The following is a 25,689-nucleotide window of genomic DNA, read 5'->3' as shown; positions in this document are numbered from 1 at the left end:
CTTTTTGTTTGACCATCGGGCAATCCGGCCAGCGCCCGCAACGCGCGCGGCGCGGCTGGGCCTATGCGCGCCGCCAGCGCTCCCGCGCCCAGAGCGCCACACGCCAGCCCAGCAGCGCGACGACGATCGCGCCATACAGCTTCGGCAGCGCGAGATCGTGCTTGCCCGCCTTCATCCACCAGAAATGCAGGATGCCGAACGATGCGACCAGATAAATCGCGCGGTGCAGCGTCTGCCAGTGCCTGCCGAGCCGCCGCGCGGCCGCGCGCGGCGACGTCGCGGCAAGCGGGATCAACAACACGAACGCGGCGAACCCGACGGTGATGAACGGGCGCTTCACGATATCCTTCGCAATCTCCATCAGGTCGAACCATTTGTCGAACCAGATGTATGTCGTGAAATGCAGCGCCGCGTAAAAAAACGCGTAAAGCCCGAGCATGCGCCGCAGCCGCAGCAGCGCGTTGATGCCCGTTAGCCGCCGCAGCGGCGTGACGGCGAGCGTGATGCACAGAAACACGAGTGTCCAGAGCCCTGTCGAGCGCGTGATGAATTCGATCGGATTCGCGCCGAGCTGGCCTGTCGCGCCGAAAATCACGATCCGCGCGAGCGGATACAACGAAGCGGCAAATACCGCGACCTTCACGGGCGCGAGCCATTCCGGCGCGCCGTTCGTGCGGCCTGCGCCGCGGCGCGCCGCGTTGCCGCTGGAATCCGCGCTTGCGTTCGTCTTCGCGAATGCCGTCGGTTGCATGGGATTCTCCATTCGCCAAGACTCAGAAATAACGCTTCAGATCCATGCCGCGATACATCGACGCGACCCATTCGCCATAACCGTTGTACATCAGCGTCTTGCGCTTCGGCGTGAAAAAGCCGTCGTCGCCGATGCGCCGCTCGGTCGCCTGGCTCCAGCGCGGATGATCGACATTCGGATTGACGTTCGAATAGAAGCCGTATTCGTTCGATGCGTATGTATTCCAGCTCGTCGGCGGCTGACGCTCGACGAAACGGATCTTCACGATCGACTTCGCGCTCTTGAAGCCGTACTTCCACGGCACGATCAGCCGCACCGGCGCACCGTTCTGGTTCGGCAGCACCTGGCCGTAGACGCCCATCGTCAGCAACGTCAGCGGGTTCATCGCCTCGTCCATGCGCAGCCCTTCCGAATACGGCCAGTCGAGGATCGGCGCGGACAGTCCGGGCATTTGCGACGGATCGGCGAGCGTGATGAACTGCACGAATTTCGCGTTGCCGGTCGGCTCAACGCGCTTGATGAGTTCGGCAAGCGGAAAGCCGATCCACGGCATCACCATCGACCAGCCCTCGACGCATCGATGCCGGTACACACGCTCCTCGAGCGGCGCGAGCTTCAGCAACTCGTCAATGTCGTACACCTTCGGCCGCTTGATCTCGCCTTCGACCGACACGCGCCACGGATGTGGCCGGAGTGTGCCGACGTTGCGCGCCGGATCGCTCTTATCGGTGCCGAATTCGTAGAAATTGTTGTAGGTCGTGATGTCCTTGAACGGCGTGACCTTGTCAGGCACGACGAACTTCGGATTGGTCTGCGCGGCAAGCTTGCGCGCCTTCGCGTCGGGCGACGCGTATTCGGCGAACGTCAGCCCGGGCGCGCCACCGGCAAGTCCGCCCGCCACAACGGCGCCCGCCGCTCGTAAGATCCGGCGCCGATTCGCGAAAACCGCTTGCGGCGTGATTTCGCTGCGTGGAATGTCGTCGCCGGCGAGCGCCGCACGCAGCGTGTTTCTGATCATCATGTTGATGCTCCGTTCTGTCCGGCGACGCGCTCTTCGCTCGCCAAAACGTTGGACCCGATTTCGCACCGCCTGTTCGCCGTCATCGCGCCAAACCACGGGTGCAAGAAAAAACCGCCGAGCAGTGAATGCGTCGGCGGTTGTTAGTCGTGCGAGCGGCGCGGATCTTACAGCTTGCCGTAACTATGCAAGCCGGACAGGAACATATTGACGCCGAGGAACGCGAACGTCGTCACGAGCAGGCCCGTCAGCGCCCACCACGCGGCAACCGCGCCGCGCAGCCCTTTCATCAGGCGCATGTGCAGCCACGCCGCATAGTTCAGCCAGACGATCAGCGCCCAGGTTTCCTTCGGATCCCAGCTCCAGTAACCGCCCCATGCCTCGGCCGCCCACAGCGCGCCGAGAATCGTGGCGATCGTGAAGAACGCGAAGCCGACCGCGATCGATTTGTACATCACGTCGTCGAGCACGTCGAGCGCGGGCAGCCGATCGGCCAGCACGCCGCGCTCCTTGAGCAGATACGCAACGGCGACCATCGCGGACAACGCAAAGCTGCCATAGCCGATGAAATTCGCGGGCACGTGGATCTTCATCCACCAGCTTTGCAACGCAGGCACGAGCGGCTGGATCTGCTGCGCGTCACGCGCGATCGAGTACCACATCAGGAAGCCGACCGCCGCGCTGATCACGAGCAGCACGAACGCGCCCATCGCGCGCGTGCCGTAGTGCCCTTCGTAGTACAGATAAAGCAGCGCGGTGATCAAGCTGAACAGCACGAACACTTCATACAAGTTCGATACCGGGATATGGCCGATATCGGCGCCGATCAGATACGACTCGTACCAGCGCACCATCAGGCCGGTAAAGCCCATCAGCACGGCTGCCCATGTGAGTTTCTGGCCAATCGCGCCGCCCGAGCCCGAGCGTGACAGCATGCCGATCCAGTAGAACACGGTCGCGAGCACGAACAGCGCGCTCATCCATAGAATCGCGGACTGGCTGGACAGGAAATATTTGAGCAGGAACGCCGAATCGGCGCGCGATAAGTCGCCCTGGTAGATCTGCAACGACAGCAGCGACAGCGCCGCGATCGCCGCCATCAAGAGCCGCGCGGGTTTCCAGCGCCAGCCGAGCGCGATGAGCGCGGGCACGGTGCCGATCAGCACGGCCTTGTCGTAATAGTTCATCTGCGCGCGGTAATGCGTGAGCGCGAAGCCCGCGCCGACGACGAGCGCCAACGCGAACAGCCAGTCGATAGCCGACAAGCGCCGCAGGAACGGCCGCTCGTCAAAGACCGGCGTGTCGGCCGGAGTTTCGGCGAGAGCGCGCGGCGCGCGCGATGACGATACTTGAGTCAGATCCATGATGTCAGCGAGTCGAATCGTTGGCGCCGGCGCGATCGGGCGCGGCGGCCGGTTTGGCGCGCAGCGCGGCGGCGGCCGCGTCGCGTGTTTGCACGAATTCTTTTTCGAAGTCGAAAGTCTTGCGCGCGGTGGACATCGCCATCAGCACGCTCGCGCCTCCATCCGCATCCTTGATCCAGAACCAGAGACGCCGCTCGCGCACGTAGAACATCGCGAAGATACCGGCAACGAGCAACAGGCTGCCAACGTATACCAGATTCTTGCCGGGTGCGCGCGTGAGCTGGAACACCGATGCCTGCACCTGCTTGAACGAATCGAGTTGCAAATAGACGGGCGCACCGTACAGAAAACTGTCCGACAACGCGTTGATCGCATTCTGCACGAAGCGCAACGTGCGCTGCGCCTGCTGCGTGGCCGGCTCGTTCGCGCGCTCGCGGGCAATTTGCCAAACCTCCCACATCGAGCCTTCAAGCATCCGCAGCAGCAAGCCGGCAGCCTTTTCCTTCTCGTCTTTCGGCACCGAGCGGTCGATGAACGTCGCGACCGCCTGGAATCCGCCGAGCGGATTGCCGTCCGCGCCGCGGCCAATGCTGCCGTCCGCTCCAGCGAATAGGGTCAAAACACGTAGCGCGCTGTCCTCGAGGCGTCCGCGCAACGACGCGTCGCCATTGGCGAGCGAATGCTGCGCGAAGCGGCGCGCCGCATCGGTGCGCACCGACGGGTCCTGGAGCGCTGCACGCAGCCGCATCCATTCGCCGACCGAATCGCGGCTGTCGGCCGGAATCCGCAGATAGCGGAAAGGATCGTTCGGGCTCGCCCGCACGCCAGCGAGGAACACGCGATCACCGCCGATTTCGACCGGCAGCATGTAGTTATTGAATTCGCGCGCCTGGCCGTCCTTGCCGCGCACCTTGTACTGAACAGACGGCCCGACGTTGTGCAGTTCGAGCGGCTTCGACGACTTCGCGCCCGAACCGAGCCGTTCGTCAAGGAGTTCCTTGACGGATTGGCGCGTCGCGACGCCGCGCGCATCGGTCTTGCCGCTCGCGTCCGACACGTTCTCGACGTTGATCGCGCGAAAATCCGAAAATTCGACCGTATCGCCGCCGGAGCCGGGCAACGGCGTCGCATTGCCGATCGTGCCCTTGAACGGAAACGTCGAGGCGCTCGCGCCTTCCATCGGATAGGCGGTCATCTCCATCAGCGAGCCGCCGTCCTGGAAGCTCGACTGGTAGATCGACACGCCCTTGTACTCGAACGGCTTATTCACCTCGACGCGCGCGGGAATCCGCTTGCCCGTCTCGCGATCGACGACGACGATGTCGCTCGCGAAGAGTTTCGGCATCCCGGTCGAATAATAGTCGACGATGAACTTCTCGAGCTGGATCGAAAACGGCAAATCCTGAATCAGCGAGCCGGTCGGCTGATTCAGGATCGCGGTCGATACGTACTGCCCCTCGGGCACCCACGCATAGCCGCGAAACGTCGGATTCGACTCGGACAGCCGATGCTCGGCGCCGATCTCGCTAATCGTCGCACTCGTATTGACGGGGCTCTTGCCGAGCAGCCACATTTGAAATTTGATCGGCAGGTTGCTGTCGAGCAGCCCGCCGATGCAGATCACGACGATCGCAAGGTGCGCGGCGATGTAGCCGAACTTCGTCAGCGCGCCGCGCTTTGCGCAGATCAGCGTCGCGCCGCTGGTCTCGCGAACGACATGCTTGTAGCCCGCCTTCGCGACGAGCGCCGCGAGCGCGGCCGCCGCCGCCGCGCGCGTGCCGCCCGCCGCAAACTCCGCCTTGTGGTGGAAGGCGCGCAGGCTGCCCTCGCGGACCTTGTCTTTCCAGCTCTTCGCGTCGGCGAGCATCTTCGGCGCATTGCGGATCACGCACAGAGAAATCGATGCGACGAGGAAGATCAGGATCAGCATGAACCACCACGCGCTGTAGACCGTGTAGAGGCTCAGCCCGCGGAAGATGTCGGCCCAGAACGGGCCGAACTGATTGACGTAGTTCGGATACGGATCGTCCTGCGTGAGGACCGTGCCGATGATGCTCGCGATTGCGAGAATCACGAGCAATGCGATCGCAAAGCGCATCGAGCTGAGCAGCTCGATCGCGCGCTTCGCGGCGGACGGTCCCGCTGCCGATTGCATCCCCGATGTGGTAACGCTCATTCAAACTCCAACTCACAACAAAAAAGGGCAAGGCGGCCGTTCGACGGCGCCCCACCCTTTTCTTGTTCTTGCGGCCGCCCCGCGGGCAACCGCCTCGTTCATCCGGCGTGCCAGCCGAACCCGGCTCAGTGCAAGCCGGCGATGTAATCGGCCACAGCCTTGAGCTCGCCATCCGTGAGCTTCAGCGCGATTTGATGCATCGGCTCGTTGCTGCGCGTGCCCTGTTGGAACGCGCTCAACTGCGCAATCGTGTATTCCGCCCACTGCCCCGACAGCCGCGGATACTGGATCGGTATGCCCTGACCAGCCGGACCATGACAGCTCGCACACGCGGGCACGCCCTTCTCCGCGATGCCACCGCGATAGATCTTCTGCCCCAGCGCGACCGTCGCCGCATTGCGCGCCGCGCCCGGCTTCGGCTGCTGCGCGCCGTAATACGCGGCAACGTTGCGTGCGTCCTGGTCGTTCAGCGCGGCCGCGAAACCGGCCATCACGGAGTTGACGCGCGCCGGCCCCTTCGCGCCCGGCTGCGTCTTGAAATCGGCCAATTGCTTGACCAGATACTCGGGATGCTGGCCGGCCAGCTTCGGAAATGAGCCCGTTGCGCTGTTGCCGTCCGCACCGTGGCACGCCGCGCATACCTGTGCCGCGATCGCCTTGCCCCGGTCAAGATCCGGCTTTGCCGCATCCGCCGCTTTTGCCTCCGCCATAAAACCAACGAGCGCTGCTACTGAAAACTGAAGCACTGCCGAAAACTTGCTCAGTCGATTCATTCGCACACCTTGTCTCTTGTGGGAATTGTGATGTTCTGCAGAAAACGACGGCGCCCAGTCTACCGTAGAAAGCGCGCGATGCGGCTTTTCGCTGGCTGCGGCAAAGGCACCGTATTGTACAATACCCCGATGAAAGTCCCGACGCCCATCCGGGCTAACCTCGGGGCTCCCGCCTTCACCGCGCCGCTTGGCGCCGCCCGTTGCCGTCCTTCTCATGGCCTTCTTGCTCCATCAAGCCCGCTTCTTCACGACCGTCAACCATCTGCGCGATCTGCCGCCGACCGCGCAGCCGGAAGTCGCCTTCGCGGGCCGCTCCAATGCCGGCAAATCGACGGCGATCAATGTACTTTGCAATCAGAAGCGGCTCGCTTTCGCGTCGAAGACGCCCGGACGCACGCAGCACATCAACTATTTCTCGGTCGGTCCGCAGGCCGCGCCCGTCGCCAACCTCGTCGATCTGCCGGGCTATGGCTACGCGGAAGTGCCGGGAGCCGCGAAGGCGCACTGGGAACAGCTCCTGTCGACGTATCTGCAAACCCGCTCGCAGCTTTGCGGGATGATTCTGATGATGGATTCGCGCCGGCCGCTCACCGAACTCGATCAACGGATGATCGAATGGTTCGCGCCGACCGGTAAGCCGATTCACACGTTGCTGACGAAATGCGACAAATTGACGCGGCAGGAAAGCATCAATGCGCTGCGTGCGACGCAAAAGAGCCTCGACGCGTACCGCGACGCCGGATACGCGGGCAAGCTGAGCGTGCAGCTCTTCTCGGCGCTCAAGCGCACCGGCCTCGACGACGCGCACGCACTGATCGAAAGCTGGGTGCGACCCGCAGACGCGGACGCAAATCGCGCCGATGAAGCAAAATAACCGCTACGCGATGCATTCCGCTCACGTCCCGACCTCGGCGGACAGCCTGCGCAATTCGTGCGGCGCATAAAAAAACCCGCCGTTCAACGGCGGGTTAAACAGCCTAATCGAATAACGACAGGCACCCGCTCAGGGAGGAGAAGCGGGGAGCATTGCGCGATAAGCACTTTGCCCGATCGCTATCATATACCAATGTCTCAAAAATTGACCGGAGGAAACCGAAAGCTTCCTCGGTTCCACATCGCCCCATTCCGTCTGATCCAGCCATGAGCATTCATCCTTTGCACCGCCCGCGCCGCATGCGCCGTGACGAATTCTCGCGCCGCCTGATGCGCGAAAACCTCGTCACCACGAACGATCTGATCTATCCCGTGTTCGTCGTCGAAGGCACGAACGCGCGCCAGCCGGTGCCGTCGATGCCGGGTGTCGAGCGCGTATCAGTGGATCTGCTGATGGGCGTCGCCGAGCAGTGCGTCGAGCTTGGCGTGCCCGTGCTGTCGCTATTTCCGGCCATCGAGCCGTCGTTGAAGACGCCCGATGGCCGCGAAGCGACCAATCCGGAAGGCTTGATTCCACGCGCCGTGCGCGAGTTGAAACGCCGCTTTCCCGAGCTTGGCGTGCTGACCGACGTCGCACTCGATCCATACACGAGCCACGGCCAGGACGGCGTGCTCGACGAGTCCGGCTACGTGCTCAACGACGAAACGCTCGAGATCCTCATCGAGCAGGCGCGCGCGCAAGCACAGGCCGGCGTCGACATCGTCGCGCCGTCGGACATGATGGATGGCCGCATTGGCGCGATTCGCGAGATGCTCGAAAGCGACGGCCACATCCATACGCGAATCATGGCGTATTCGGCCAAGTACGCGTCCGCGTTCTACGGCCCGTTCCGCGACGCGGTCGGCTCTGCGTCGAATCTCGGCAAAAGCAACAAGATGACCTACCAGATGGATCCGGCCAATAGCGATGAAGCGCTGCGCGAAGTGCGGCTCGACATCGAAGAAGGCGCGGACATGGTGATGGTGAAGCCCGGCATGCCTTATCTCGATATCGTGCGTCGCGTGAAGGACGAGTTCCGGTTCCCGACCTACGTCTATCAAGTCAGCGGCGAATACGCGATGCTGAAAGCCGCGGCGCAGAACGGCTGGCTCGATCACGACAAGGTCGTGCTCGAATCGCTGCTCGCGTTCAAGCGAGCCGGCGCGGACGGCATCCTCACGTATTTCGCGCTCGACGCCGCGCGGCTGCTGCGCGCGCAGCGGTAACAGGCTCGAGCGTCTGCGCACTGCGCACCTAGCGGCGCGCTGGAATGCGAAAACGGCGACGCGTCGGCTCAACGAGCGTCGCCGTTTTTTATATTCGGCTCACCATCGATCGCGCGACAAACGCGCGCGCCTGCAACGGACGCAGCATCAGCCATGCTTGCGCCGCGCGACAGCTCATGGCGGCAATCGCAACGCCCGGCGCGCGCCGCGCTGGCACATCAAGCCGCCGGCGATGTCGGCGGCAACGACATGCGCTCCAGACTGCGCAAAAAACGCTCGGCAGACTGATAGCCGACCACCCGCCCGCGCTCCTGCCCGCTGCCGTCGAATACGATGATGCCCGGCGGCCCGAACAGTTCGAAGCGCTTGAGTAACGCCTGGTCATCCGCGTTGTTCGCCGTGACGTCCGCGCGCACGAGATGCATTTGCGCGAGCCGCGCCTGAACGCGCGGATCGGTGAACGTCAGATGCTCCATCTCCTTGCAGCTCACGCACCAATCCGCGTAAAAATCGAGCATCACGGGCTGCGCCGACGTTTTCAGGGCCTCGTCGAGTTCGGCGACCGAACGTACCGGCGCGAACGCCGGCCCTTCATGCCCGGTCGCGGCAGCCGCCGAGCCGATCGGCGCTCCGCGCGACGCGAGCACCGCGAGCGGGCGCAGCGGATCGGTCGAACCGGCCGCAAGGCCGACGATGAGCGTCGCGGCCCAAATCGCGAGCGCGGCGCCCAGCCCGCGCCCCAAACGCCGCCACACCGAAGATCCGCCCGCATGCGGCGTGAACAGGCCCAGCGCGGCCGCCGCAATCAGCAGCCACAACGCGGCAAGACCGAGGTGCGCCGCGCCATTGAGCACCGGCCAGACAATCCACAACGCCGCGGCAAGCAGCACGACGCCGAAGAACACTTTGACGCCGTCCATCCACGCGCCCGCGCGGGGCAGTAGCGTACCCGCGCCAACGCCGATCACGAGCAACGGCACGCCAAGGCCAAGCCCCATCGAGAAGAGCGCCGCGCCGCCAAGAAACGCGTTGCCGGTATGCGCGATGAACGCGAGCACCGCGAACAGCGGCGCGGTCATGCATGCGCCGACGACGAGCGCCGACAGCGCGCCCATCGTCGCAACCGCGATGAAGCGCCCGCCCGAGCGGCGGCCGGATGCTTGCGCGGCGCCGTCCTGCCAGCGCTGGGGCAACGCGATATCGATACCGCCGATCAGCAACAGCGCGAATGCGCTCAGCAGCAGCGCGAATGCGCCGAGCACCCACGGATTCTGCAGCCACGCGCCGAGACTTTGCCCGACGAGCGCCGCCGCAACGCCGAGCGCGGTATAGACGAGCGCCATGCCGATCACATAAGTCAGCGATAGTGAAAACGCGCGCGCGCGCGTCACCCGCACGCCTTCGCCAACGATGATCGCTGACAGGATCGGAATCATCGGGTACGAACACGGCAGCAGGCTCAACACCATCCCGGCGACGAAATAAAGCGCGACGATCGTCAGGAATCCATGTCCGTCGAGCAGCGAGCGCGTATAGTCGGCGCTCGTCACGCGCTCATACCAACTCCCGCCATCCGCGCTTGCGCCGGCGGAAGGCGATGCCGCCGCAGTCACGCCGGCGGCCGCGCCGCCTAGCGCCACGCCCTCGATCCGCGCGACATGCACGGCGGGCGGATAGCAGATGCCTTCGTCCGCGCATCCTTGCGACGTCACCGCAAGCTCGAACGGCCCCGACGCCTGCTTGACCGGCACGTGAATCGTCAGATCGCCGCGATAGGTTTCGACCTCCTTCTGGAATGTCTGGTCGAACTTCACGTGACCAGCCGGCATCCGCGCCTCACCGAGTGTCGCCGTGCCGCCTTTTACCTCGAACCCGAAACGCTCGCGATACAGGTAATAGCCGTCGGCAATCTTGAAATGCACGTCCACTTGCCCCGGCGCCTCGCTGGTGCTGAATTTGAATGCGGCCGCGGGATCCAGAAAATCATCGGCGGCGCGCGTCGCAAGCGGCGCGCCGAACAGCATGCCGAACAACGCCACGACGGCAAGCCACCCATGCATACGGGCGCGCAGAGTGTTAAGCGAAGAACGATTAAACATGAAATAACCGCTGAGTTTCGTTGGCAACCCACTCGCCATAAGACGCGGACGCCGTTGCCTGCCAAGACACGATCTCGGGAACATCATAAGGATGACGGGACTGAATGAAGCGCTCGAGTTCCAGCGCGCGCACGGCGCTCGTCTTGAACAACAACTGGATTTCGTCAGCCGTCTCAACCTTGCCTTGCCAATGGTAGCTCGAACGAATCGCGCCCAGTTCGGACACGCACGCAGCAAGCCGCGCCGCCAGCGCGCCGTCTGCAAGCGCGCGGGCGGCTTGCGCATCGGGCACCGTCGTCAACATCAGGACGATCACCATTGGCGCCTCCGTGACAGTGTTGAAAACTTCATATCGTATCGCACGCAGCGAAAGCGCGTGAATGCCGTCTCGCGCGGATCGGCGCGCAAAACCGGCGGCCCAAACAAAAAGGGCCAAGCCTTCGCTTGACCCTTGATGCGATGTTGCCGAAACGGCTTATTCAGCTTCCTGAACGTTTTCCGTTTCTTCGACTTCCGGACGATCGAGCAGTTCGACGAGCGCCATCGGGGCATTGTCGCCGACGCGGAAACCGAACTTCAGAATGCGCAGATAGCCGCCCGGACGGTTCGCGTAGCGCGGACCCAGCACGTCGAACAGCTTCGTGACGGAATCGCGATCGCGCAGGCGATTGAACGCGAGGCGGCGGTTCGCGAGCGACGGCTTCTTGCCGAGCGTGATCAGCGGCTCGACGACCTTACGGAGTTCCTTCGCCTTCGGCAGCGTGGTCTTGATGACTTCGTGCTCGATCAGCGAGTTGGACATGTTACGGAGCATAGCCAAGCGGTGGCTGCTCGTGCGGTTCAGTTTCCGCAAACCATGACGGTGACGCATTTCAGTTTCCTTGATTCAAAGTTTTGATCCAGCTCTTCTATCGCTTGGCGGCATTCCGCGCTGCACGGGCCGGTACGGAAAAAAGCAAGATGCGGATTTTAAAGGAAAATCCGCATCTTTGCCAGTTGCGGCAAGCGCCGCACCTACTTACTTGTCGAGACCCGCCGGCGGCCAGTTCTCAAGCTTCATGCCCAGCGTGAGACCACGCGAAGCCAGCACTTCCTTGATCTCGTTGAGCGACTTGCGACCGAGGTTCGGCGTCTTCAGCAGTTCGTTTTCAGTGCGCTGGATCAGATCGCCGATGTAATAGATATTCTCGGCCTTCAGGCAGTTCGCCGAACGCACGGTCAGCTCGAGATCGTCGACCGGCCGCAGCAGGATCGGATCGATCTGCGGCGCGCGCGACGGCGCTTCGGCAGCCGTTTCCGTGCCTTCCAGCGCAGCGAACACCGACAACTGATCGACGAGAATGCGCGCCGATTGACGGATCGCCTCTTCCGGCGTGATCACGCCGGACGTCTCGATGTTCATCACGAGCTTGTCGAGATCGGTACGCTGCTCGACCCGCGCGCTTTCGACGGCGTAGCTCACGCGACGAACCGGGGAGAACGACGCGTCAAGCACGATGCGGCCGATGATCTTCGCGGTTTCGTCGCCATAGCGGCGCACGTTACCTGGCACGTAGCCACGGCCCTTCTCGACCTTGATCTGCACGTCGAGCTTACCGCCCTTCGACAGATGCGCGATCACATGATTCGGGTTGATCACTTCGCAATCGTGCGCCAACTCGATGTCGCCGGCCGTCACGACGCCTTCGCCTTCCTTGCGCAGCGTCACCGTGACTTCGTCGCGGTTGTGCAGCTTGAACACCACGCCCTTCAGGTTCAGCAGCAGATTGACAACGTCCTCTTGCACACCATCGAGCGTCGAGTATTCGTGCACGACGCCAGCGATCGTCACTTCGGTCGGCGCATAGCCGATCATCGACGACAGCAGCACGCGGCGGAGCGCATTGCCCAAGGTGTGGCCGTAACCGCGCTCGAACGGCTCCATGACCACTTTCGCATGGTTCTCGCCCAGAGATTCCACGGCGATGATCTTGGGTTTCAACAAACTGGTTTGCATAGGTTTTCCTTTTCAATACCCTCGGCTCGTTACACCGATAAGGCTGACCGGTAACAACCTGAAAATGAACAGCCGAGGCCCTGCCTTGCGAAACGCAATCGGCAGGAAGCCTCGGCTCTCAAACGGATTAACGCGAATACAATTCGACGATCAGGCTTTCGTTAATGTCGCCGGCGATATCGGCGCGCTCCGGCACTTGCTTGAACGTGCCTTCGAACTTCTTCGCATCGACTGCGACCCAGCTCGGCAGGCCGCCTTGCTCGGCGAGCGACAGCGCTTCGACGATACGCGCCTGCTTTTTCGCTTTTTCACGGATCGCGATCACGTCGCCAACCTTCACTTGCTGCGACGGAACATTCGCGACGATGCCGTTGACCGTGATCGCCTTGTGGCTCACGAGCTGACGCGCTTCAGCGCGGGTCGAGCCGAAGCCCATCCGGTACACGACGTTGTCGAGACGCGATTCGAGCAATTGCAGCAGGGTTTCACCCGTGTTGCCCTTACGGCGGTCGGCTTCAGCGAAGTAACGGCGGAACTGACGCTCCAGCACGCCATAGATACGCTTGACCTTCTGCTTTTCGCGCAGCTGCGTGCCATAGTCCGACGTGCGCGCGCCGGACGTGCGGCCATGCTGGCCCGGCTTGCTGTCGAGCTTGCACTTGTCGGCAAGCGAGCGGCGAGCGCTCTTCAGAAACAGATCGGTGCCTTCACGGCGAGACAGCTTGGCTTTGGGGCCGATATAACGTGCCACTTTGCATTCCTCTATCTATCAGTCACGCGGATTTCCACCCGCGCTAGTTCGCTCCCTTTGGGGCGAACGGTGGGCTTAGTCAATCAGATGCGCAAACTGCGCATTAAAACAGCACAGCCCGTCGGCGCGATGCGGCGACAGGCAATGCGCGGACGCATCGGTTAGATGCGGCGACGCTTCGGCGGGCGGCAGCCGTTGTGCGGAATCGGGGTGACATCCGAAATCGCGGTGATCTTGATGCCGAGACCATGCAGCGCACGCACTGCCGACTCACGGCCCGGGCCGGGACCCTTGATCCGGACTTCGAGATTCTTCACGCCGTATTCCATCGCGACACGGCCAGCCGATTCGGCTGCAACCTGTGCTGCGAAAGGCGTCGACTTGCGCGAGCCCTTGAAACCCTGGCCGCCCGACGTCGCCCATGCCAGCGCATTGCCCTGGCGATCGGTGATCGTGATGATCGTGTTGTTAAACGACGCGTGAACGTGAACCACGCCCTCAGCAACGTTCTTCTTGACCTTCTTGCGAACGCGTTGCGCCGCGGAGTTGGAAGCCTTAGCCATTACGTTTTCCTGTCTCTATCAGTGCCGCTTACTTCTTCAGCGCTTGCGCTGCGCGACGCGGACCCTTGCGAGTACGAGCGTTCGTACGCGTACGCTGGCCGCGCATCGGCAGGCCCTTGCGGTGACGAACGCCGCGGTAGCAGCCAAGATCCATCAGGCGCTTGATGTTCATCGTCACTTCACGGCGCAGATCGCCTTCGACGACAAACTTGCCCACTTCTTCACGCAGCTTTTCGAGATCTGCGTCGGTCAGGTCCTTGACCTTCTTCGAGAATTCGACGCCAGCTGCCACGCAGATGCTGCGCGAGCGCGTGCGGCCGATACCAAAGATCGCCGTCAAGCCGATCTCGGTATGCTGGTGATTCGGGATGTTAACCCCTGCGATACGAGCCATTGTTTTTCCTCAAACAAAAAGCGCAAACAAACGCGCAGTCAGCCTTGGCGCTGCTTGTGACGCGGATCCGAGCTGCAGATCACGCGAACCACGCCTTTGCGCTTGATGATCTTGCAATTGCGGCAAATGCGCTTAACCGATGCCATCACTTTCATGATATTACCCTTTTTACAAATCACTTCGCCCGGAACACGATCCGCGCACGCGACAGATCGTAAGGCGTCAATTCAACCGTCACCTTGTCGCCAGGAAGGATACGGATGTAGTGCATCCGCATCTTTCCGGAGATATGCCCCAATACGACATGGCCGTTTTCCAGCTTCACCCGGAAGGTCGCATTCGGAAGGTTTTCGATCACCTCACCCTGCATCTGGATTACATCGTCTTTGGCCATAAGTCCTTTTTAACGCATTGGGATATTGCCGCCTTTGAAATTGGCTTTCTTGAGCAGCGATTCATACTGTTGCGACATAACGTACGACTGCACCTGCGCCATGAAGTCCATCGTGACGACGACAATGATCAGCAGCGACGTTCCACCAAAATAAAACGGCACGTTCCAGCGCAGCACCAGAAATTCCGGCAGCAGGCACACGAAGACGATGTAGATCGCACCGGCCAGCGTCAGACGCGTGAGAATCCGATCAATGTACCGCGCGGTCTGATCGCCCGGACGGATGCCTGGCACGAACGCCCCGCTCTTCTTCAGGTTGTCCGCAGTCTCCCTGCTGTTGAACACCAGCGCGGTGTAGAAGAAGCAGAAAAACACGATTGCCAGCGTGTACAGCAACACATACACCGGTTGCCCGGGCTTCAGCGCTTCTGCCACGTTGTGCAGCGTATCCGACAGCCAGCTCTTGCGCTCACCCGAGCTGAACCAGCTCAGGATCGTCGCCGGGAACAGGATGATCGACGACGCAAAGATCGGCGGAATCACACCCGACATGTTCAACTTCAACGGCAGATGCGACGACTGCCCACCGTAGATCTTGTTGCCGACCTGACGCTTCGCGTAGTTCACTAGAATCTTGCGCTGACCGCGTTCGATGAATACGACCAGGTAAGTCACCGCGGCAATCAGAACAACGATGATGATCGCCGAAATGATGCTCATCGAACCCGTGCGCACCAGTTCGAACAACCCACCCACGGCATTCGGGAACCCTGCTGCGATCCCGCCGAAGATGATGATCGAAATGCCGTTGCCCAGACCGCGCTCAGTGATCTGCTCACCGAGCCACATCAGGAACATCGTGCCCGTCACCAACGTAACGACCGTCGTCAGCCGGAACACCATGCCAGGCTCGGTTACGAGCCCCGGCTGGTTCTCCAGCGCGGCGGCAATGCCGAATGCCTGGAACGTCGCGAGCACCACGGTGAAATACCGCGTGTACTGCGTGATTTTCCGCTGCCCAGCCTGCCCTTCCTTCTTCAACGCTTCGAGCTGTGGCGATACGATCGCCATCAGCTGCATGATGATCGACGCCGAGATATACGGCATGATCCCCAGCGCGAAGATCGTGAAACGCGACAACGCGCCACCCGAGAACATGTTGAACATGCCCAGGATGCCGCCCGCCTGGCTCTGGAACAGCTTGGCCAGTTGATCCGGATCGATGCCCGGCACCGGAATATGCGCGCCGATGCGATAGACAATCAGCGCCAGCAGCAAGAACATTGCCCGCCGGCGCAGATCGCCGAACTTCGCCGTGCTTCGACCGGGTTTTGCGAGACTCGGGCTGTTAGCCAAGTATCTTCTCCGATGCAAATGCTAGTGACGGCACGCGTTGTGCGTCACTCGGCAAACGAACCGCCAGCTGCTTCGATCGCAGCGCGCGCGCCTTTCGTCGCACCGAGACCCTTGACGACGATCTTGCGCTTGATTTCGCCCGTCGCAATGATCTTCGCGCTCTTCGTCAGTTCGCCAACGAGGCCAGCCTGCTTCAGTGCCAGCAGATCGACTTCGTCGACCGGCAGCTTTTCCAGGTCCGCAAGGCGCACTTCACCGACGAATTCCTTCGTCAGCGACGTGAAGCCGCGCTTGGGCAGACGACGTTGCAGCGGCATCTGACCACCTTCGAAGCCGACCTTGTGGAAGCCGCCCGAACGCGATTTCTGACCCTTATGACCACGGCCGGCCGTCTTACCGAGGCCCGAACCGATGCCGCGGCCGACGCGACGCTTAGCGTGCTTCGCGCCTTCTGCCGGCTTCAGGTTATTCAATTCCATATCAACTCCTTGATCCGTAGTCGGCCGCTTAACCGATGACCTTCACGAGGTACGAGACCTTGTTGATCATCCCGCGCACCGCCGGCGTATCCTGCAGCTCGCTGACCGAGTTGAGACGGCGCAGACCGAGACCGCGCACGGTCGCACGGTGCGATTCGCGAGTCCCGATCAGGCTCTTGACGAGCTGAACCTTGACAGTTTTTTCAGACATGGTGACCACCTGGGCTTAGCCCAAAATTTCTTCGACGGACTTGCCGCGCTTCGCCGCGATGTCAGCCGGGGTCGACTGCTTGCGCAGGCCGTCCAGCGTCGCACGAACGAGGTTGTACGGATTCGTCGAGCCGTGGCTCTTCGCGACGACGTTTTGCACGCCCATCACGTCAAATACCGCGCGCATCGGGCCACCGGCGATCACGCCGGTACCGTCCTTCGCCGGAGCGAGGAGGACCGTCGACGCGCCGTGCTTGCCGTGCACTTCATGTTGCAGCGTGCCGTTCTTCAGCGGCACCTTGAACATGTTGCGGCGAGCCTGCTCCATCGCCTTCTGGACAGCGACCGGCACTTCCTTCGCCTTGCCCTTGCCCATGCCGACGCGGCCGTCACCATCGCCAACCACGGTCAGCGCAGCGAAGCCGAGAATCCGGCCACCCTTCACGACCTTGGTCACGCGATTGACCGAAATCATTTTTTCGCGAAGGCCGTCGTCGCGCTCGTCAGCCTGAACTTTCGCTTGCATCTTTGCCATGACGAATTCCTTCCTTAGAACTTGAGCCCAGCTTCGCGAGCTGCCTCAGCCAGCGCCTTCACGCGGCCGTGGTAGCGGAAGCCCGAGCGGTCGAAGGCGACGGATTCGATGCCGGCGGCCTTGGCCTTTTCGGCGATACGCTTGCCGATGAGCGTCGCGGCGGCGACGTTGCCACCCTTGCCCGACTTGTCCGCAAGCTCTGCGCGCACTTCAGCTTCCAGCGTCGACGCGCTTGCGAGCACCTTGGTGCCGCACGGCGAGAACACTTGAGCGTAGATGTGCGTATTCGTGCGATGCACGGCGAGACGCGCGACCTGCAACTCGGCGATCTTGATACGCGTCTGGCGAGCGCGGCGCAGGCGAGATTGAGTCTTATCCATGATTGCGCACCCTTACTTCTTCTTCGTTTCTTTGAGGATCACAACCTCGTCGGCATAGCGCACGCCCTTGCCCTTGTACGGCTCGGGCGGACGGTAGCCGCGAACTTCCGCAGCCACTTGGCCGACTTTCTGCTTGTCGATCCCCTTGATCACGATTTCGGTTTGCGTCGGGGTTTCAGCCTTCACGCCTTCCGGCATCTGGTGCACCACCGGATGCGAGAAACCCAGCGACAGGTTCAGCTTGTCGCCCTGCGCTTGCGCACGATAACCGACGCCGACGAGCGCCAGCTTGCGCTCGAAACCCTTCGTTACGCCGTGCACCATGTTCGCGATAATCGCGCGCATCGTGCCCGACATTGCATTCGCCTCGCGGCTTTCGTCGACCGGTTCGATCTTCAGAAAACCGCCGTCGACGACGACCTTAACCAGCTTGCTCAGGCGCTGCGAAATCGTGCCGAGCGGCCCCTTCACGGTGACGAGGTCGTCGCTGATTTTCACTTCCGCGCCGTTGAGCGCGATCGGGCTCTTACCTACTCGAGACATATTCCTCTCTCCTTTCGGTTAAGCGACGTAGCAGATGACTTCGCCGCCGACGCCCGTAGCACGTGCCTTGCGGTCGGTCATCACGCCCTTCGGCGTCGACACGATAGCCACGCCGAGGCCGTTCATGACCTGCGGAATCTCGTTGCGGCCGCGGTACACGCGCAGACCCGGCTTCGACACGCGCTCGAGGCGCTCGATCACCGGACGGCCCGCGTAATACTTCAGCGCGATGTTCAGTTCTGCCTTCGCGCCATCCGCCTTCACGGCGAAGTCGTCGATATAACCTTCGTCCTTCAGGACCTGCGCGATCGCAACCTTGACCTTCGACGAGGGCATCGACACCGAAACCTTCTCGACCATCTGCGCGTTGCGGATGCGAGTCAGCATATCGGCGATAGGATCACTCATGCTCATTTACGTTTCTCCTATTACCAGCTCGCCTTGGTCAGGCCAGGAATCTCGCCACGGAACGCGATTTCACGAATCTTGTTACGCGCGAGGCCGAATTTGCGGAACGTGCCACGCGGACGGCCCGTAATCGCGCAGCGATTGCGCTTGCGGGTCGGGTTTGCATTGCGCGGCAGTTGCTGCAGTTCCAGACGAGCGGCATAGCGCTCTTCCTCGGACTTGCTCGCGTCGTCGATGATCGCTTTCAGTGCCGCGCGCTTCGGCGCATACTTTTGCGCCAGACGAGCGCGCTTCTTTTCACGTTCGATCAGTGCCAGTTTAGCCACGGTAACCTCAGTTTCTGAACGGGAACTTGAAGCTGGCGAGCAGAGCCTTCGCTTCTTCGTCGGTCTTCGCGGTCGTCGTGATGCTGATGTTCAGCCCACGCAGCGCGTCGATCTTGTCGTAATCGATTTCGGGGAAAATGATCTGCTCTTTCACACCGATGTTGTAGTTGCCGCGGCCATCGAAAGCACGGCCCGACACGCCGCGAAAATCGCGCACGCGAGGCAGTGCGACCGTCACGAAACGGTCCAGGAATTCGTACATCGCGCGGCCGCGCAGCGTCACCATCGCGCCGATCGGATAGCCCTGGCGGATCTTGAAACCGGCGATTGCCTTACGAGCCTTCGTCACGACCGGCTTCTGGCCCGCGATCTTCGTCAGATCGCCAACGGCATTCTCGATGACCTTCTTGTCGGCAACCGCTTCGCCAAGACCCATGTTCAGGGTGATCTTGGTGATGCGCGGCACTTCCATGACCGACTTGTAGCCGAACTTCTCGATCAGGCCGGGAACAACCTTCTCTTTGTAAAACTCTTGAAAACGTGCCATTTTTCTACTCCGCAGCGTCAGGCGCTCAGCACGGCACCGGTCGTCTTCAGGAAACGGACCTTCTTGCCGTCCTCGACCTTGATGCCAACACGCGAAGCCTTGCCATTCGCGTCGACCAGTGCGACGTTCGAGATATGCAGCGGCATCGTCTTCGCTTCCACGCCGCCCGTCGTACCCTTCATCGGGTTCGGCTTCACATGCTTCTTGACGAGATTGACACCCTCGACCGTCACATGCTCGGCGCCGACTGCCAGCACGACGCCGCGTTTGCCCTTATCCTTGCCGGTGATGACGATAACTTCGTCACCCTTGCGAACCTTGTTCATCGCGACTCCTTACAGCACTTCCGGCGCCAGCGACACGATCTTCATGAATCGTTCGCTACGCAGCTCACGCGTGACGGGCCCGAAGATACGGGTGCCGATCGGCTCGAGCTTGTTATTCAAAAGCACAGCGGCGTTGCCGTCGAACTTGATCAGCGAGCCGTCTTGACGACGCACGCCCTTGGCGGTGCGGACCACCACGGCGTTGTAGATTTCGCCTTTCTTCACACGCCCGCGCGGCGTTGCCTCTTTGACGCTCACCTTGATGATGTCGCCAATGCTGGCATAACGACGCTTCGAGCCGCCGAGCACCTTGATGCACATGACTTCACGCGCACCCGTGTTGTCGGCCACTTCAAGCCGAGTTTCGGTCTGGATCATGGTTTGTCTTTCCCAACTTAATCCGGATGCACCACCATGGCGCATACGGTCAGTCTTGGTCCCGTCAGCCAATCGGCTGCTTGGGTTGGAACAGCAGCGACGGCAAACGAAACCCGCCATCGCAAATTCGGTGATTCTTTCGGAGCAGGCAGGACGCCAGTCCGCTTCCCCCACCAGTAACCTCGCCCGCGACGGGTCTCCCACAAGAGGGAAGACCGGGATTATAACAAATAATCCCGGTCACGCAAGCAAAAACTTTGCGATTTCAAGCACTTCTCGTCGAAGTGCCCGTTACGGCCTGTCCGCTTAGATCACGCGGGCTGCCTCGACAAGGCGCGCCACCGTCCAGGCTTTCGTCTTCGAAACAGGACGGGTTTCCTGGATTTCGACGAGATCACCTTCGTTATAGGTGTTCGCTTCATCATGCGCGTGGTACTTCTTCGAGCGCACGACATACTTGCCGTAGATCGGGTGCTTCACGCGGTGCTCGACCAGCACGGTGACGGTCTTGTCCATCTTGTTGCTGACGACCTTACCGACGAGCGTCCGCTTCAGCGAGGTTTTCACGCTATCGTTCATTTCTGGTTCGCCTTCTGAGTCAGGACGGTCCGCACACGTGCGATGTCGCGACGAACCTTCTTCAGCTGGCTCGTGTTCGTGAGCTGCTGGGTCGCGAGTTGCATGCGCAGGCCGAATTGCGCCTTCAGCAGGTCCGCCAGCTCTTTGTTGAGCGCGGCCTGGTCTTTCTGGAGAAGTTCGGAAGCCTTCATGTTTTCTCCTTAGGCGCCGAGCTGACGCACGATGAACGTCGTCTTCAGCGGCAGCTTCGCTGCAGCCAGACGGAACGCTTCGCGTGCCAGTTCTTCGGATACGCCGTCCATTTCATACAGCATCTTGCCCGGCTGAATCTCGGCGACGTAGTACTCCGGGTTACCCTTACCGTTACCCATCCGTACTTCGGCCGGCTTCTGCGAAATCGGCTTGTCCGGGAAAATGCGAATCCAGATGCGGCCGCCACGCTTGATGTGACGCGTCATCGCACGACGCGCCGCTTCAATTTGACGCGCGGTCAAACGGCCGCGACCGATCGCCTTCAGGCCGAATTCACCGAACGACACCGCGTTGCCGCGCGTCGCCTTGCCGGTGTTACGCCCCTTCTGCTCTTTGCGATACTTCCTGCGTTTCGGTTGCAGCATCGTTATTCTCCAGTCTTGCCGTCTTCCGGCTTGCCGGCGCCACGGCGCGGGCCGCCACGGCGGGCGCCCGGAGCGCCGCCTTCGCCGTCACGGCGCGGACGACGATCGCCCGGGCGCGCGTTGCGACGCGGACGCTTGTCTTCGGTCACTTCCTCGACCACCGGTGCATCGTTGCGGCCGAGCGTGTCGCCCTTGTACACCCATACCTTGACGCCGATGATCCCGTAAGTCGTCTTCGCTTCCGACGTCGCGTAATCGATATCGGCGCGCAGCGTATGCAGCGGCACGCGGCCTTCGCGATACCACTCGGTACGTGCGATTTCGATACCGTTCAGACGGCCGGCGCTCATGATCTTGATGCCCTGGGCACCCAGACGCATCGCGTTCTGCATCGCACGCTTCATCGCGCGACGGAACATGATCCGGCGCTCAAGCTGCTGCGTGATCGAATCGGCGATAAGCTGCGCATCGGTTTCCGGCTTGCGGATCTCTTCGATGTTGACGTGAACCGGCACGCCCATGCGGCGCTGCAGTTCCGTCTTCAACAGTTCGATATCCTCACCCTTCTTGCCGATGACGACGCCCGGACGCGAACTGAAAATCGTGATGCGCGCGTTCTTCGCCGGACGCTCGATGACGACACGGCCGACCGAAGCGTTCTTCAGCTTCTTTTTCAGGTATTCACGAACACCGATGTCTTCCTGCAACATCGCCGCGAAATTGTTGTTGTTCGCGTACCAACGCGACGCCCAATTGCGGCTGACGGCCAAACGGAAGCCAGTCGGATGAATTTTCTGTCCCATCGTATGACCCCTTAATTCCCGACCGTCACAGTGATGTGACAGGATTGCTTCTCAATGCGGTTGCCGCGGCCTTTCGCGCGCGCGGTGAATCGCTTGAGCGATGCAGCCTTGTCGACGTAGATGCTCTTGATCTTGAGCTCGTCGATATCGGCGCCTTCGTTGTGCTCCGCATTCGCGATCGCCGACAGCACGACCTTCTTCACGATGCCTGCCGCCTTCTTCGGCGAGAACGTCAGAACGTTCAGCGCCTTGTCGACCGGCAAACCGCGGATCTGGTCAGCCACAAGGCGCGTTTTCTGCGCCGAGATGCGGGCACCGCGATGAATTGCTTTCACTTCCATCTTGATTGCCCCTTATTTCTTGGCCTTCTTGTCGGCCGCGTGACCCTTGAACGTACGGGTCAGTGCGAACTCGCCAAGCTTGTGGCCGACCATGTTTTCCGAGATGTACACCGGAACGTGTTGACGGCCGTTGTGAACGGCGATCGTCAGGCCGATGAAATCCGGGAGGATCGTCGAGCGACGCGACCAGGTCTTGATCGGCTTCTTGTCGCGCGAAGCTGCAGCCGCCTCAACTTTCTTCAGCAAATGGGCGTCGCAGAACGGACCTTTTTTAACAGAACGTGCCATTGCCTACTCCTTAACGCTTGTGACGGCGCTGGACGATCATCGTCGTCGTGCGCTTGTTGCGACGCGTACGGAAGCCCTTCGTCGGCGTGCCCCACGGGCTCACCGGGTCGCGGCCCGCAGCAGTCCGGCCTTCACCACCACCGTGCGGGTGGTCGATCGGGTTCATGGCCACGCCACGCACCGTCGGGCGGATACCGCGCCAGCGGTTCGCACCGGCCTTGCCGATTTGACGCAGGCTGTGCTCTTCGTTACCGACTTCACCGATCGTTGCACGGCACTCGATGTGTACGCGGCGGATTTCGCCCGAACGCAGACGAACCTGCGCGTACACGCCTTCGCGTGCAAGCAGCATTGCCGACGTGCCGGCCGAACGCGCCATTTGCGCGCCCTTGCCCGGCAGCATTTCGATGCAGTGAATCGTCGTACCGACCGGAATGTTGCGGATCGGCAGCGTGTTACCTACACGGATCGGCGCTTCCGAGCCCGACAGGAGCTGCTGACCCACCGTCACGCCCTTCGGCGCGATGATGTAGCGGCGCTCGCCGTCTGCGTACAGCACCAGCGCGATATTCGCGCTGCGGTTCGGGTCGTACTCGAGACGCTCGACCTTCGCCGGAATGCCATCCTTCGTGCGACGGAAATCGATCACCCGGTAGTGGTGCTTGTGACCACCGCCCTGGTGACGCGTCGTGATGCGGCCATTGTTGTTGCGGCCAGCCTTGGAGCTCTGCGTGTCGAGCAGCGCCGCATGCGGCTTGCCCTTGTGCAGATCCTTGTTGACCACCTTGACCATCGCGCGGCGACCCGGCGATGTCGGCTTGACTTTGACGATTGCCATGATTACTTGGCCTCCGCTTCAAAGTTGATTTCCTGGCCGGGCTTCAGGCACACGTATGCCTTCTTCACGTCCTTGCGGCGGCCCATCGAACGGCCGAAGCGCTTTTGCTTGCCCTTCTGAACCAGCACGTTGACGGAATCAACTTCAACCTTGAACAGCAGCTCGACAGCCGCCTTCACTTCCTGCTTCGTGGCATCCGGCGCGACTTCGAACACGACTTGCTCGTTCTTGTCGGCAACCAGCGTCGCCTTTTCGGAAATCACCGGTGCGAGCAGGACCTGCATCAAACGATGATCGTTCTTGCGAATCTCGCTCATGACAGCAACTCCTCGATCTGGGCGACCGCAGCCTTCGTGACCAACACTTTCTTGAAGTAGATCAGCGACAGCGGGTCAGCGTAGCGCGGCTCGACAACCGCCACGTTCGGCAGGTTGCGCGACGCGAGGTACAGGTTTTCGTCGACCGTGTCGGTAATGATCAGCACGGAATCGAGACCCATGGCCTTGAATTTGTCAGCCAGCAGCTTGGTCTTCGGCGCCTCGAGAACGATATCCTCGACGACCGACAGACGACCTTCGCGGGCCAGCTGCGAGAAGATCGAGCAGAGGCCTGCGCGATGCATCTTCTTGTTGACCTTGTGCGAGAAGTTTTCTTCCGGCGAGTTCGGGAAGATACGGCCGCCGCCACGCCACAGCGGGCTCGACGACATACCGGCACGAGCGCGGCCCGTACCCTTCTGGCGCCACGGCTTCTTGGTCGTGTGCTTGACCTGCTCGCGGTCCTTCTGCGCGCGGTTACCCTGGCGAGCGTTCGCCTGGTAAGCGACGACGATCTGGTGGATCAGCGCTTCGTTGTAGTCACGGCCGAACACGACGTCCGACGCATTGACCGCCGCACCTTCCTGACCATTCGCATTCAGGAGCTTGAGTTCCATTATTTCGCCCCCTTCGTCTTGACGGCCGGCGTCACGAACACCTTGCCGCCCTTCGCGCCCGGCACCGCACCCTTGACGAGCAGCAGCTTGCGCTCTGCATCGATACGAGCGATTTCGAGGTTCTGCACCGTCACCGTCTCGTCACCCATGTGGCCCGTCATGCGCTTGCCCGGGAACACGCGGCCCGGATCCTGCGCCATACCGATCGAGCCCGGAACGTTGTGCGAACGCGAGTTACCGTGCGACGCACGGCCGGAACCGAAGTTGTAGCGCTTGATCGTGCCCGCGTAGCCCTTACCGATCGACACGCCTTGCACGTCGACCTTCTGACCCACTTCAAAGAGATCGGGACCAATCACGGCGCCGTTCGACAACTCGGCAGCCTTGTCGGCTTCGATGCGGAATTCCTTGAGGATTTCACCGGCTTGGACACCGGCTTTGGCGAGATGACCTGCCAACGGCTTCGTCACACGCGACGCACGGCGCGTGCCGAATGCAACCTGTACGGCCGTGTAGCCGTCGGTTTCAACAGTCTTGATCTGCGTCACGCGGTTGTCCGACACGTCGAGCACGGTGACGGGAATCGAATCCCCTTCAGCCGTGAAGATACGGGTCATGCCAACCTTGCGACCTACGAGTCCAAGGCTCATCGTTTTCTCCATTCCCGACTGCGATTGGTCGGGGCTAATTTACAAAACGCCGGGCTTGCGACGGAATCACCCGCACCGGCTTTTTACGCAAATACGCGAAAAGCCTTGCATTATAGCGAGGCCTTTCGTTTTCCGCAAGCAATCAAAGACTTAGCGCGACCCACGGGGGCAGATCACGCCGACAGCCTTGTGGCGAGCCGTTACACGCGCCTTATTGCAGCTTGATTTCCACGTCGACGCCTGCCGGCAGGTCGAGCTTCATCAGCGCGTCAACCGTCTTGTCGGTCGGATCGACGATGTCCATCAGGCGCTGGTGGGTGCGAATTTCGAGCTGATCACGCGACGTCTTGTTCACGTGCGGCGAGCGGAGGATATCGAAGCGCTGAATACGCGTCGGCAGGGGCACGGGGCCACGAACGATCGCGCCGGTCCGCTTCGCCGTATCGACGATCTCGGCTGCCGATTGATCGATCAGGCGATAGTCGAAAGCCTTCAGACGAATGCGGATTTTTTGCTGCTGCATGGCGATTCCTTCAAAAGAGCGAGGCGATATTGCATCGCCGGATCAAAAAAGAACGTGGGGCCGGGCATCCGCGGAGAGCAGGCGCCCGGCCCCGGGCGCTGAATATTACTACAAACTACGCAAGACCGCCGAACTTACTCGATGATCTTGGCGACGACGCCTGCGCCGACGGTACGGCCGCCTTCACGGATAGCGAAGCGCAGACCTTCT

Annotated in this window: 38 protein-coding genes and 1 pseudogene; 2 read left to right on the top strand and 37 right to left on the bottom strand. The window is 61.5% G+C overall.

The annotated features are described in order from the left end of the window. Window positions 1-61: 61 nt before the first annotated feature. From msrQ to WS68_RS11560, 5 genes are all read right to left on the bottom strand, one after another. Entirely contained in the window at window positions 62-763 is a 702-nt protein-coding gene (gene msrQ / locus WS68_RS11580; RefSeq protein ID WP_059570943.1) for a protein-methionine-sulfoxide reductase heme-binding subunit MsrQ, read from the bottom strand. Window positions 764-773: 10 nt separating this feature from the next. Next, window positions 774-1,772, bottom strand: coding sequence for a protein-methionine-sulfoxide reductase catalytic subunit MsrP (gene msrP, locus WS68_RS11575; RefSeq protein WP_059570942.1), 999 nt, complete (start codon window positions 1,770-1,772; stop codon window positions 774-776). 164 nt (window positions 1,773-1,936) lie between these two features. Then, entirely contained in the window at window positions 1,937-3,133 is a 1,197-nt protein-coding gene (gene ccsB, locus WS68_RS11570) for a c-type cytochrome biogenesis protein CcsB (protein ID WP_059570941.1), read from the bottom strand. 4 nt (window positions 3,134-3,137) lie between these two features. Continuing rightward, window positions 3,138-5,309, bottom strand: coding sequence for a cytochrome c biogenesis protein ResB (locus tag WS68_RS11565; RefSeq protein ID WP_059570940.1), 2,172 nt, complete (start codon window positions 5,307-5,309; stop codon window positions 3,138-3,140). A 125-nt stretch (window positions 5,310-5,434) separates the two neighbouring features. After that, window positions 5,435-6,082 carry a c-type cytochrome gene (locus WS68_RS11560; RefSeq protein WP_059570939.1) on the bottom strand — a complete coding sequence of 216 codons (648 nt, stop codon included), beginning with the start codon at window positions 6,080-6,082 and terminating at the stop codon, window positions 5,435-5,437. Window positions 6,083-6,296: 214 nt separating this feature from the next. Between WS68_RS11560 and yihA the strand changes: the two genes are divergently transcribed. Together yihA and hemB are read left to right on the top strand one after the other, a co-directional pair. Continuing rightward, entirely contained in the window at window positions 6,297-6,956 is a 660-nt protein-coding gene (gene yihA, locus WS68_RS11555; protein ID WP_059512429.1) for a ribosome biogenesis GTP-binding protein YihA/YsxC, read from the top strand. A 266-nt stretch (window positions 6,957-7,222) separates the two neighbouring features. Next, window positions 7,223-8,221: a porphobilinogen synthase gene (gene hemB, locus WS68_RS11550; RefSeq protein WP_059570938.1), complete on the top strand. Its 999-nt coding sequence runs from the start codon at window positions 7,223-7,225 to the stop codon at window positions 8,219-8,221. Window positions 8,222-8,439: 218 nt separating this feature from the next. Here the strand turns inward: hemB and dsbD are convergent, their stop codons facing one another. The 32 genes and pseudogenes from dsbD to WS68_RS26065 form a co-directional block, all read right to left on the bottom strand. Beyond that, window positions 8,440-10,320, bottom strand: coding sequence for a protein-disulfide reductase DsbD (gene dsbD / locus WS68_RS11545; protein ID WP_059570937.1), 1,881 nt, complete (start codon window positions 10,318-10,320; stop codon window positions 8,440-8,442). Next, complete coding sequence (gene cutA / locus WS68_RS11540; protein WP_059570936.1) at window positions 10,313-10,639, bottom strand: divalent-cation tolerance protein CutA; 327 nt, start codon at window positions 10,637-10,639, stop codon at window positions 10,313-10,315. The genes dsbD and cutA overlap by 8 nt, the downstream gene beginning before the upstream one ends. A gap of 156 nt (window positions 10,640-10,795) precedes the next feature. Continuing rightward, window positions 10,796-11,191, bottom strand: coding sequence for a 50S ribosomal protein L17 (gene rplQ, locus WS68_RS11535; protein ID WP_059512433.1), 396 nt, complete (start codon window positions 11,189-11,191; stop codon window positions 10,796-10,798). 147 nt (window positions 11,192-11,338) lie between these two features. Next, window positions 11,339-12,316 carry a DNA-directed RNA polymerase subunit alpha gene (locus WS68_RS11530; RefSeq protein ID WP_059512434.1) on the bottom strand — a complete coding sequence of 326 codons (978 nt, stop codon included), beginning with the start codon at window positions 12,314-12,316 and terminating at the stop codon, window positions 11,339-11,341. A gap of 127 nt (window positions 12,317-12,443) precedes the next feature. Further along, window positions 12,444-13,067, bottom strand: coding sequence for a 30S ribosomal protein S4 (gene rpsD, locus WS68_RS11525; RefSeq protein ID WP_059512435.1), 624 nt, complete (start codon window positions 13,065-13,067; stop codon window positions 12,444-12,446). A 161-nt stretch (window positions 13,068-13,228) separates the two neighbouring features. Then, complete coding sequence (gene rpsK / locus WS68_RS11520) at window positions 13,229-13,630, bottom strand: 30S ribosomal protein S11 (protein WP_010106947.1); 402 nt, start codon at window positions 13,628-13,630, stop codon at window positions 13,229-13,231. A gap of 28 nt (window positions 13,631-13,658) precedes the next feature. Beyond that, on the bottom strand, window positions 13,659-14,024 hold the full coding sequence (gene rpsM, locus WS68_RS11515) for a 30S ribosomal protein S13 (RefSeq protein WP_059512436.1): 366 nt from the start codon (window positions 14,022-14,024) through the stop codon (window positions 13,659-13,661). 38 nt (window positions 14,025-14,062) lie between these two features. After that, a complete protein-coding gene (gene rpmJ, locus WS68_RS11510; protein ID WP_004199844.1) occupies window positions 14,063-14,179 on the bottom strand; it encodes a 50S ribosomal protein L36 in 117 nt (38 codons plus the stop codon). Between the two features lie 20 nt (window positions 14,180-14,199). Further along, complete coding sequence (infA, locus tag WS68_RS11505) at window positions 14,200-14,418, bottom strand: translation initiation factor IF-1 (protein ID WP_004521905.1); 219 nt, start codon at window positions 14,416-14,418, stop codon at window positions 14,200-14,202. Between the two features lie 9 nt (window positions 14,419-14,427). Beyond that, entirely contained in the window at window positions 14,428-15,774 is a 1,347-nt protein-coding gene (secY, locus tag WS68_RS11500) for a preprotein translocase subunit SecY (RefSeq protein ID WP_059570935.1), read from the bottom strand. 44 nt (window positions 15,775-15,818) lie between these two features. After that, window positions 15,819-16,253 (bottom strand): 50S ribosomal protein L15, encoded by a 435-nt coding sequence (rplO, locus tag WS68_RS11495; RefSeq protein ID WP_059570934.1) that lies wholly within the window; start codon window positions 16,251-16,253, stop codon window positions 15,819-15,821. A 28-nt stretch (window positions 16,254-16,281) separates the two neighbouring features. After that, window positions 16,282-16,464, bottom strand: a complete 183-nt coding sequence (gene rpmD, locus WS68_RS11490) for a 50S ribosomal protein L30 (RefSeq protein ID WP_004202755.1) — start codon at window positions 16,462-16,464, stop codon at window positions 16,282-16,284. A gap of 15 nt (window positions 16,465-16,479) precedes the next feature. Continuing rightward, window positions 16,480-16,998, bottom strand: a complete 519-nt coding sequence (gene rpsE / locus WS68_RS11485; protein WP_004197945.1) for a 30S ribosomal protein S5 — start codon at window positions 16,996-16,998, stop codon at window positions 16,480-16,482. A 14-nt stretch (window positions 16,999-17,012) separates the two neighbouring features. Then, entirely contained in the window at window positions 17,013-17,378 is a 366-nt protein-coding gene (gene rplR / locus WS68_RS11480) for a 50S ribosomal protein L18 (RefSeq protein WP_006400645.1), read from the bottom strand. A 12-nt stretch (window positions 17,379-17,390) separates the two neighbouring features. After that, window positions 17,391-17,921: a 50S ribosomal protein L6 gene (gene rplF / locus WS68_RS11475; protein ID WP_059570933.1), complete on the bottom strand. Its 531-nt coding sequence runs from the start codon at window positions 17,919-17,921 to the stop codon at window positions 17,391-17,393. 18 nt (window positions 17,922-17,939) lie between these two features. Further along, entirely contained in the window at window positions 17,940-18,335 is a 396-nt protein-coding gene (gene rpsH, locus WS68_RS11470) for a 30S ribosomal protein S8 (RefSeq protein WP_004185153.1), read from the bottom strand. Window positions 18,336-18,349: 14 nt separating this feature from the next. Then, complete coding sequence (gene rpsN, locus WS68_RS11465; RefSeq protein ID WP_059512439.1) at window positions 18,350-18,655, bottom strand: 30S ribosomal protein S14; 306 nt, start codon at window positions 18,653-18,655, stop codon at window positions 18,350-18,352. 7 nt (window positions 18,656-18,662) lie between these two features. Then, complete coding sequence (gene rplE / locus WS68_RS11460) at window positions 18,663-19,202, bottom strand: 50S ribosomal protein L5 (protein WP_059512440.1); 540 nt, start codon at window positions 19,200-19,202, stop codon at window positions 18,663-18,665. 17 nt (window positions 19,203-19,219) lie between these two features. Next, window positions 19,220-19,528, bottom strand: a complete 309-nt coding sequence (gene rplX, locus WS68_RS11455) for a 50S ribosomal protein L24 (RefSeq protein WP_059570932.1) — start codon at window positions 19,526-19,528, stop codon at window positions 19,220-19,222. A gap of 9 nt (window positions 19,529-19,537) precedes the next feature. After that, window positions 19,538-19,906, bottom strand: a complete 369-nt coding sequence (gene rplN, locus WS68_RS11450) for a 50S ribosomal protein L14 (RefSeq protein ID WP_038714987.1) — start codon at window positions 19,904-19,906, stop codon at window positions 19,538-19,540. A 306-nt stretch (window positions 19,907-20,212) separates the two neighbouring features. Next, window positions 20,213-20,485, bottom strand: coding sequence for a 30S ribosomal protein S17 (gene rpsQ / locus WS68_RS11445; protein WP_059512442.1), 273 nt, complete (start codon window positions 20,483-20,485; stop codon window positions 20,213-20,215). After that, on the bottom strand, window positions 20,482-20,676 hold the full coding sequence (gene rpmC, locus WS68_RS11440; RefSeq protein WP_059512443.1) for a 50S ribosomal protein L29: 195 nt from the start codon (window positions 20,674-20,676) through the stop codon (window positions 20,482-20,484). Before rpmC ends, rpsQ begins: the two co-directional genes overlap by 4 nt. A 9-nt stretch (window positions 20,677-20,685) precedes the next feature. Beyond that, on the bottom strand, window positions 20,686-21,102 hold the full coding sequence (gene rplP, locus WS68_RS11435) for a 50S ribosomal protein L16 (RefSeq protein ID WP_040143049.1): 417 nt from the start codon (window positions 21,100-21,102) through the stop codon (window positions 20,686-20,688). A gap of 2 nt (window positions 21,103-21,104) precedes the next feature. Beyond that, window positions 21,105-21,905, bottom strand: a complete 801-nt coding sequence (gene rpsC / locus WS68_RS11430; protein WP_004185240.1) for a 30S ribosomal protein S3 — start codon at window positions 21,903-21,905, stop codon at window positions 21,105-21,107. 11 nt (window positions 21,906-21,916) lie between these two features. After that, entirely contained in the window at window positions 21,917-22,246 is a 330-nt protein-coding gene (gene rplV, locus WS68_RS11425; protein ID WP_004199272.1) for a 50S ribosomal protein L22, read from the bottom strand. Window positions 22,247-22,258: 12 nt separating this feature from the next. Continuing rightward, entirely contained in the window at window positions 22,259-22,534 is a 276-nt protein-coding gene (gene rpsS, locus WS68_RS11420) for a 30S ribosomal protein S19 (RefSeq protein ID WP_004199273.1), read from the bottom strand. Between the two features lie 10 nt (window positions 22,535-22,544). After that, on the bottom strand, window positions 22,545-23,372 hold the full coding sequence (gene rplB / locus WS68_RS11415) for a 50S ribosomal protein L2 (protein ID WP_059512444.1): 828 nt from the start codon (window positions 23,370-23,372) through the stop codon (window positions 22,545-22,547). A 2-nt stretch (window positions 23,373-23,374) separates the two neighbouring features. Next, on the bottom strand, window positions 23,375-23,689 hold the full coding sequence (gene rplW / locus WS68_RS11410) for a 50S ribosomal protein L23 (RefSeq protein ID WP_004199275.1): 315 nt from the start codon (window positions 23,687-23,689) through the stop codon (window positions 23,375-23,377). Further along, window positions 23,686-24,306 carry a 50S ribosomal protein L4 gene (rplD, locus tag WS68_RS11405; protein ID WP_059512445.1) on the bottom strand — a complete coding sequence of 207 codons (621 nt, stop codon included), beginning with the start codon at window positions 24,304-24,306 and terminating at the stop codon, window positions 23,686-23,688. Before rplD ends, rplW begins: the two co-directional genes overlap by 4 nt. After that, window positions 24,306-24,956, bottom strand: coding sequence for a 50S ribosomal protein L3 (gene rplC, locus WS68_RS11400; protein ID WP_059570995.1), 651 nt, complete (start codon window positions 24,954-24,956; stop codon window positions 24,306-24,308). The genes rplD and rplC overlap by 1 nt, the downstream gene beginning before the upstream one ends. A 211-nt stretch (window positions 24,957-25,167) precedes the next feature. Next, entirely contained in the window at window positions 25,168-25,479 is a 312-nt protein-coding gene (gene rpsJ, locus WS68_RS11395; protein WP_004199280.1) for a 30S ribosomal protein S10, read from the bottom strand. A gap of 134 nt (window positions 25,480-25,613) precedes the next feature. After that, window positions 25,614-25,689 (bottom strand): annotated as a pseudogene (locus tag WS68_RS26065) (elongation factor Tu); the annotation flags it as partial.

The sequence above is a fragment of the Burkholderia sp. TSV86 genome (assembly GCF_001522865.1).
Classification (GTDB): domain Bacteria; phylum Pseudomonadota; class Gammaproteobacteria; order Burkholderiales; family Burkholderiaceae; genus Burkholderia.
The sequence above is the reverse complement of the archived record's forward strand: the minus strand, read 5'-3'. Positions and strand labels throughout refer to the sequence as shown.

Coding starts and splice junctions, on each gene's coding strand:
- msrQ (WP_059570943.1), bottom strand. CDS start 763: ATGGAGAATCCCATGCAACCGACGGCATTCGCGAAGACGAACGCAAGC.
- msrP (WP_059570942.1), bottom strand. CDS start 1,772: ATGATGATCAGAAACACGCTGCGTGCGGCGCTCGCCGGCGACGACATT.
- ccsB (WP_059570941.1), bottom strand. CDS start 3,133: ATGGATCTGACTCAAGTATCGTCATCGCGCGCGCCGCGCGCTCTCGCC.
- WS68_RS11565 (WP_059570940.1), bottom strand. CDS start 5,309: ATGAGCGTTACCACATCGGGGATGCAATCGGCAGCGGGACCGTCCGCC.
- WS68_RS11560 (WP_059570939.1), bottom strand. CDS start 6,082: ATGAATCGACTGAGCAAGTTTTCGGCAGTGCTTCAGTTTTCAGTAGCA.
- yihA (WP_059512429.1), top strand. CDS start 6,297: ATGGCCTTCTTGCTCCATCAAGCCCGCTTCTTCACGACCGTCAACCAT.
- hemB (WP_059570938.1), top strand. CDS start 7,223: ATGAGCATTCATCCTTTGCACCGCCCGCGCCGCATGCGCCGTGACGAA.
- dsbD (WP_059570937.1), bottom strand. CDS start 10,320: ATGTTTAATCGTTCTTCGCTTAACACTCTGCGCGCCCGTATGCATGGG.
- cutA (WP_059570936.1), bottom strand. CDS start 10,639: ATGGTGATCGTCCTGATGTTGACGACGGTGCCCGATGCGCAAGCCGCC.
- rplQ (WP_059512433.1), bottom strand. CDS start 11,191: ATGCGTCACCGTCATGGTTTGCGGAAACTGAACCGCACGAGCAGCCAC.
- WS68_RS11530 (WP_059512434.1), bottom strand. CDS start 12,316: ATGCAAACCAGTTTGTTGAAACCCAAGATCATCGCCGTGGAATCTCTG.
- rpsK (WP_010106947.1), bottom strand. CDS start 13,630: ATGGCTAAGGCTTCCAACTCCGCGGCGCAACGCGTTCGCAAGAAGGTC.
- rpsM (WP_059512436.1), bottom strand. CDS start 14,024: ATGGCTCGTATCGCAGGGGTTAACATCCCGAATCACCAGCATACCGAG.
- rpmJ (WP_004199844.1), bottom strand. CDS start 14,179: ATGAAAGTGATGGCATCGGTTAAGCGCATTTGCCGCAATTGCAAGATC.
- infA (WP_004521905.1), bottom strand. CDS start 14,418: ATGGCCAAAGACGATGTAATCCAGATGCAGGGTGAGGTGATCGAAAAC.
- rplO (WP_059570934.1), bottom strand. CDS start 16,253: ATGGAATTGAATAACCTGAAGCCGGCAGAAGGCGCGAAGCACGCTAAG.
- rpmD (WP_004202755.1), bottom strand. CDS start 16,464: ATGTCTGAAAAAACTGTCAAGGTTCAGCTCGTCAAGAGCCTGATCGGG.
- rpsE (WP_004197945.1), bottom strand. CDS start 16,998: ATGGCAAAGATGCAAGCGAAAGTTCAGGCTGACGAGCGCGACGACGGC.
- rplR (WP_006400645.1), bottom strand. CDS start 17,378: ATGGATAAGACTCAATCTCGCCTGCGCCGCGCTCGCCAGACGCGTATC.
- rplF (WP_059570933.1), bottom strand. CDS start 17,921: ATGTCTCGAGTAGGTAAGAGCCCGATCGCGCTCAACGGCGCGGAAGTG.
- rpsH (WP_004185153.1), bottom strand. CDS start 18,335: ATGAGCATGAGTGATCCTATCGCCGATATGCTGACTCGCATCCGCAAC.
- rplE (WP_059512440.1), bottom strand. CDS start 19,202: ATGGCACGTTTTCAAGAGTTTTACAAAGAGAAGGTTGTTCCCGGCCTG.
- rplX (WP_059570932.1), bottom strand. CDS start 19,528: ATGAACAAGGTTCGCAAGGGTGACGAAGTTATCGTCATCACCGGCAAG.
- rplN (WP_038714987.1), bottom strand. CDS start 19,906: ATGATCCAGACCGAAACTCGGCTTGAAGTGGCCGACAACACGGGTGCG.
- rpsQ (WP_059512442.1), bottom strand. CDS start 20,485: ATGAACGATAGCGTGAAAACCTCGCTGAAGCGGACGCTCGTCGGTAAG.
- rpmC (WP_059512443.1), bottom strand. CDS start 20,676: ATGAAGGCTTCCGAACTTCTCCAGAAAGACCAGGCCGCGCTCAACAAA.
- rplP (WP_040143049.1), bottom strand. CDS start 21,102: ATGCTGCAACCGAAACGCAGGAAGTATCGCAAAGAGCAGAAGGGGCGT.
- rpsC (WP_004185240.1), bottom strand. CDS start 21,905: ATGGGACAGAAAATTCATCCGACTGGCTTCCGTTTGGCCGTCAGCCGC.
- rplV (WP_004199272.1), bottom strand. CDS start 22,246: ATGGAAGTGAAAGCAATTCATCGCGGTGCCCGCATCTCGGCGCAGAAA.
- rpsS (WP_004199273.1), bottom strand. CDS start 22,534: ATGGCACGTTCTGTTAAAAAAGGTCCGTTCTGCGACGCCCATTTGCTG.
- rplB (WP_059512444.1), bottom strand. CDS start 23,372: ATGGCAATCGTCAAAGTCAAGCCGACATCGCCGGGTCGCCGCGCGATG.
- rplW (WP_004199275.1), bottom strand. CDS start 23,689: ATGAGCGAGATTCGCAAGAACGATCATCGTTTGATGCAGGTCCTGCTC.
- rplD (WP_059512445.1), bottom strand. CDS start 24,306: ATGGAACTCAAGCTCCTGAATGCGAATGGTCAGGAAGGTGCGGCGGTC.
- rplC (WP_059570995.1), bottom strand. CDS start 24,956: ATGAGCCTTGGACTCGTAGGTCGCAAGGTTGGCATGACCCGTATCTTC.
- rpsJ (WP_004199280.1), bottom strand. CDS start 25,479: ATGCAGCAGCAAAAAATCCGCATTCGTCTGAAGGCTTTCGACTATCGC.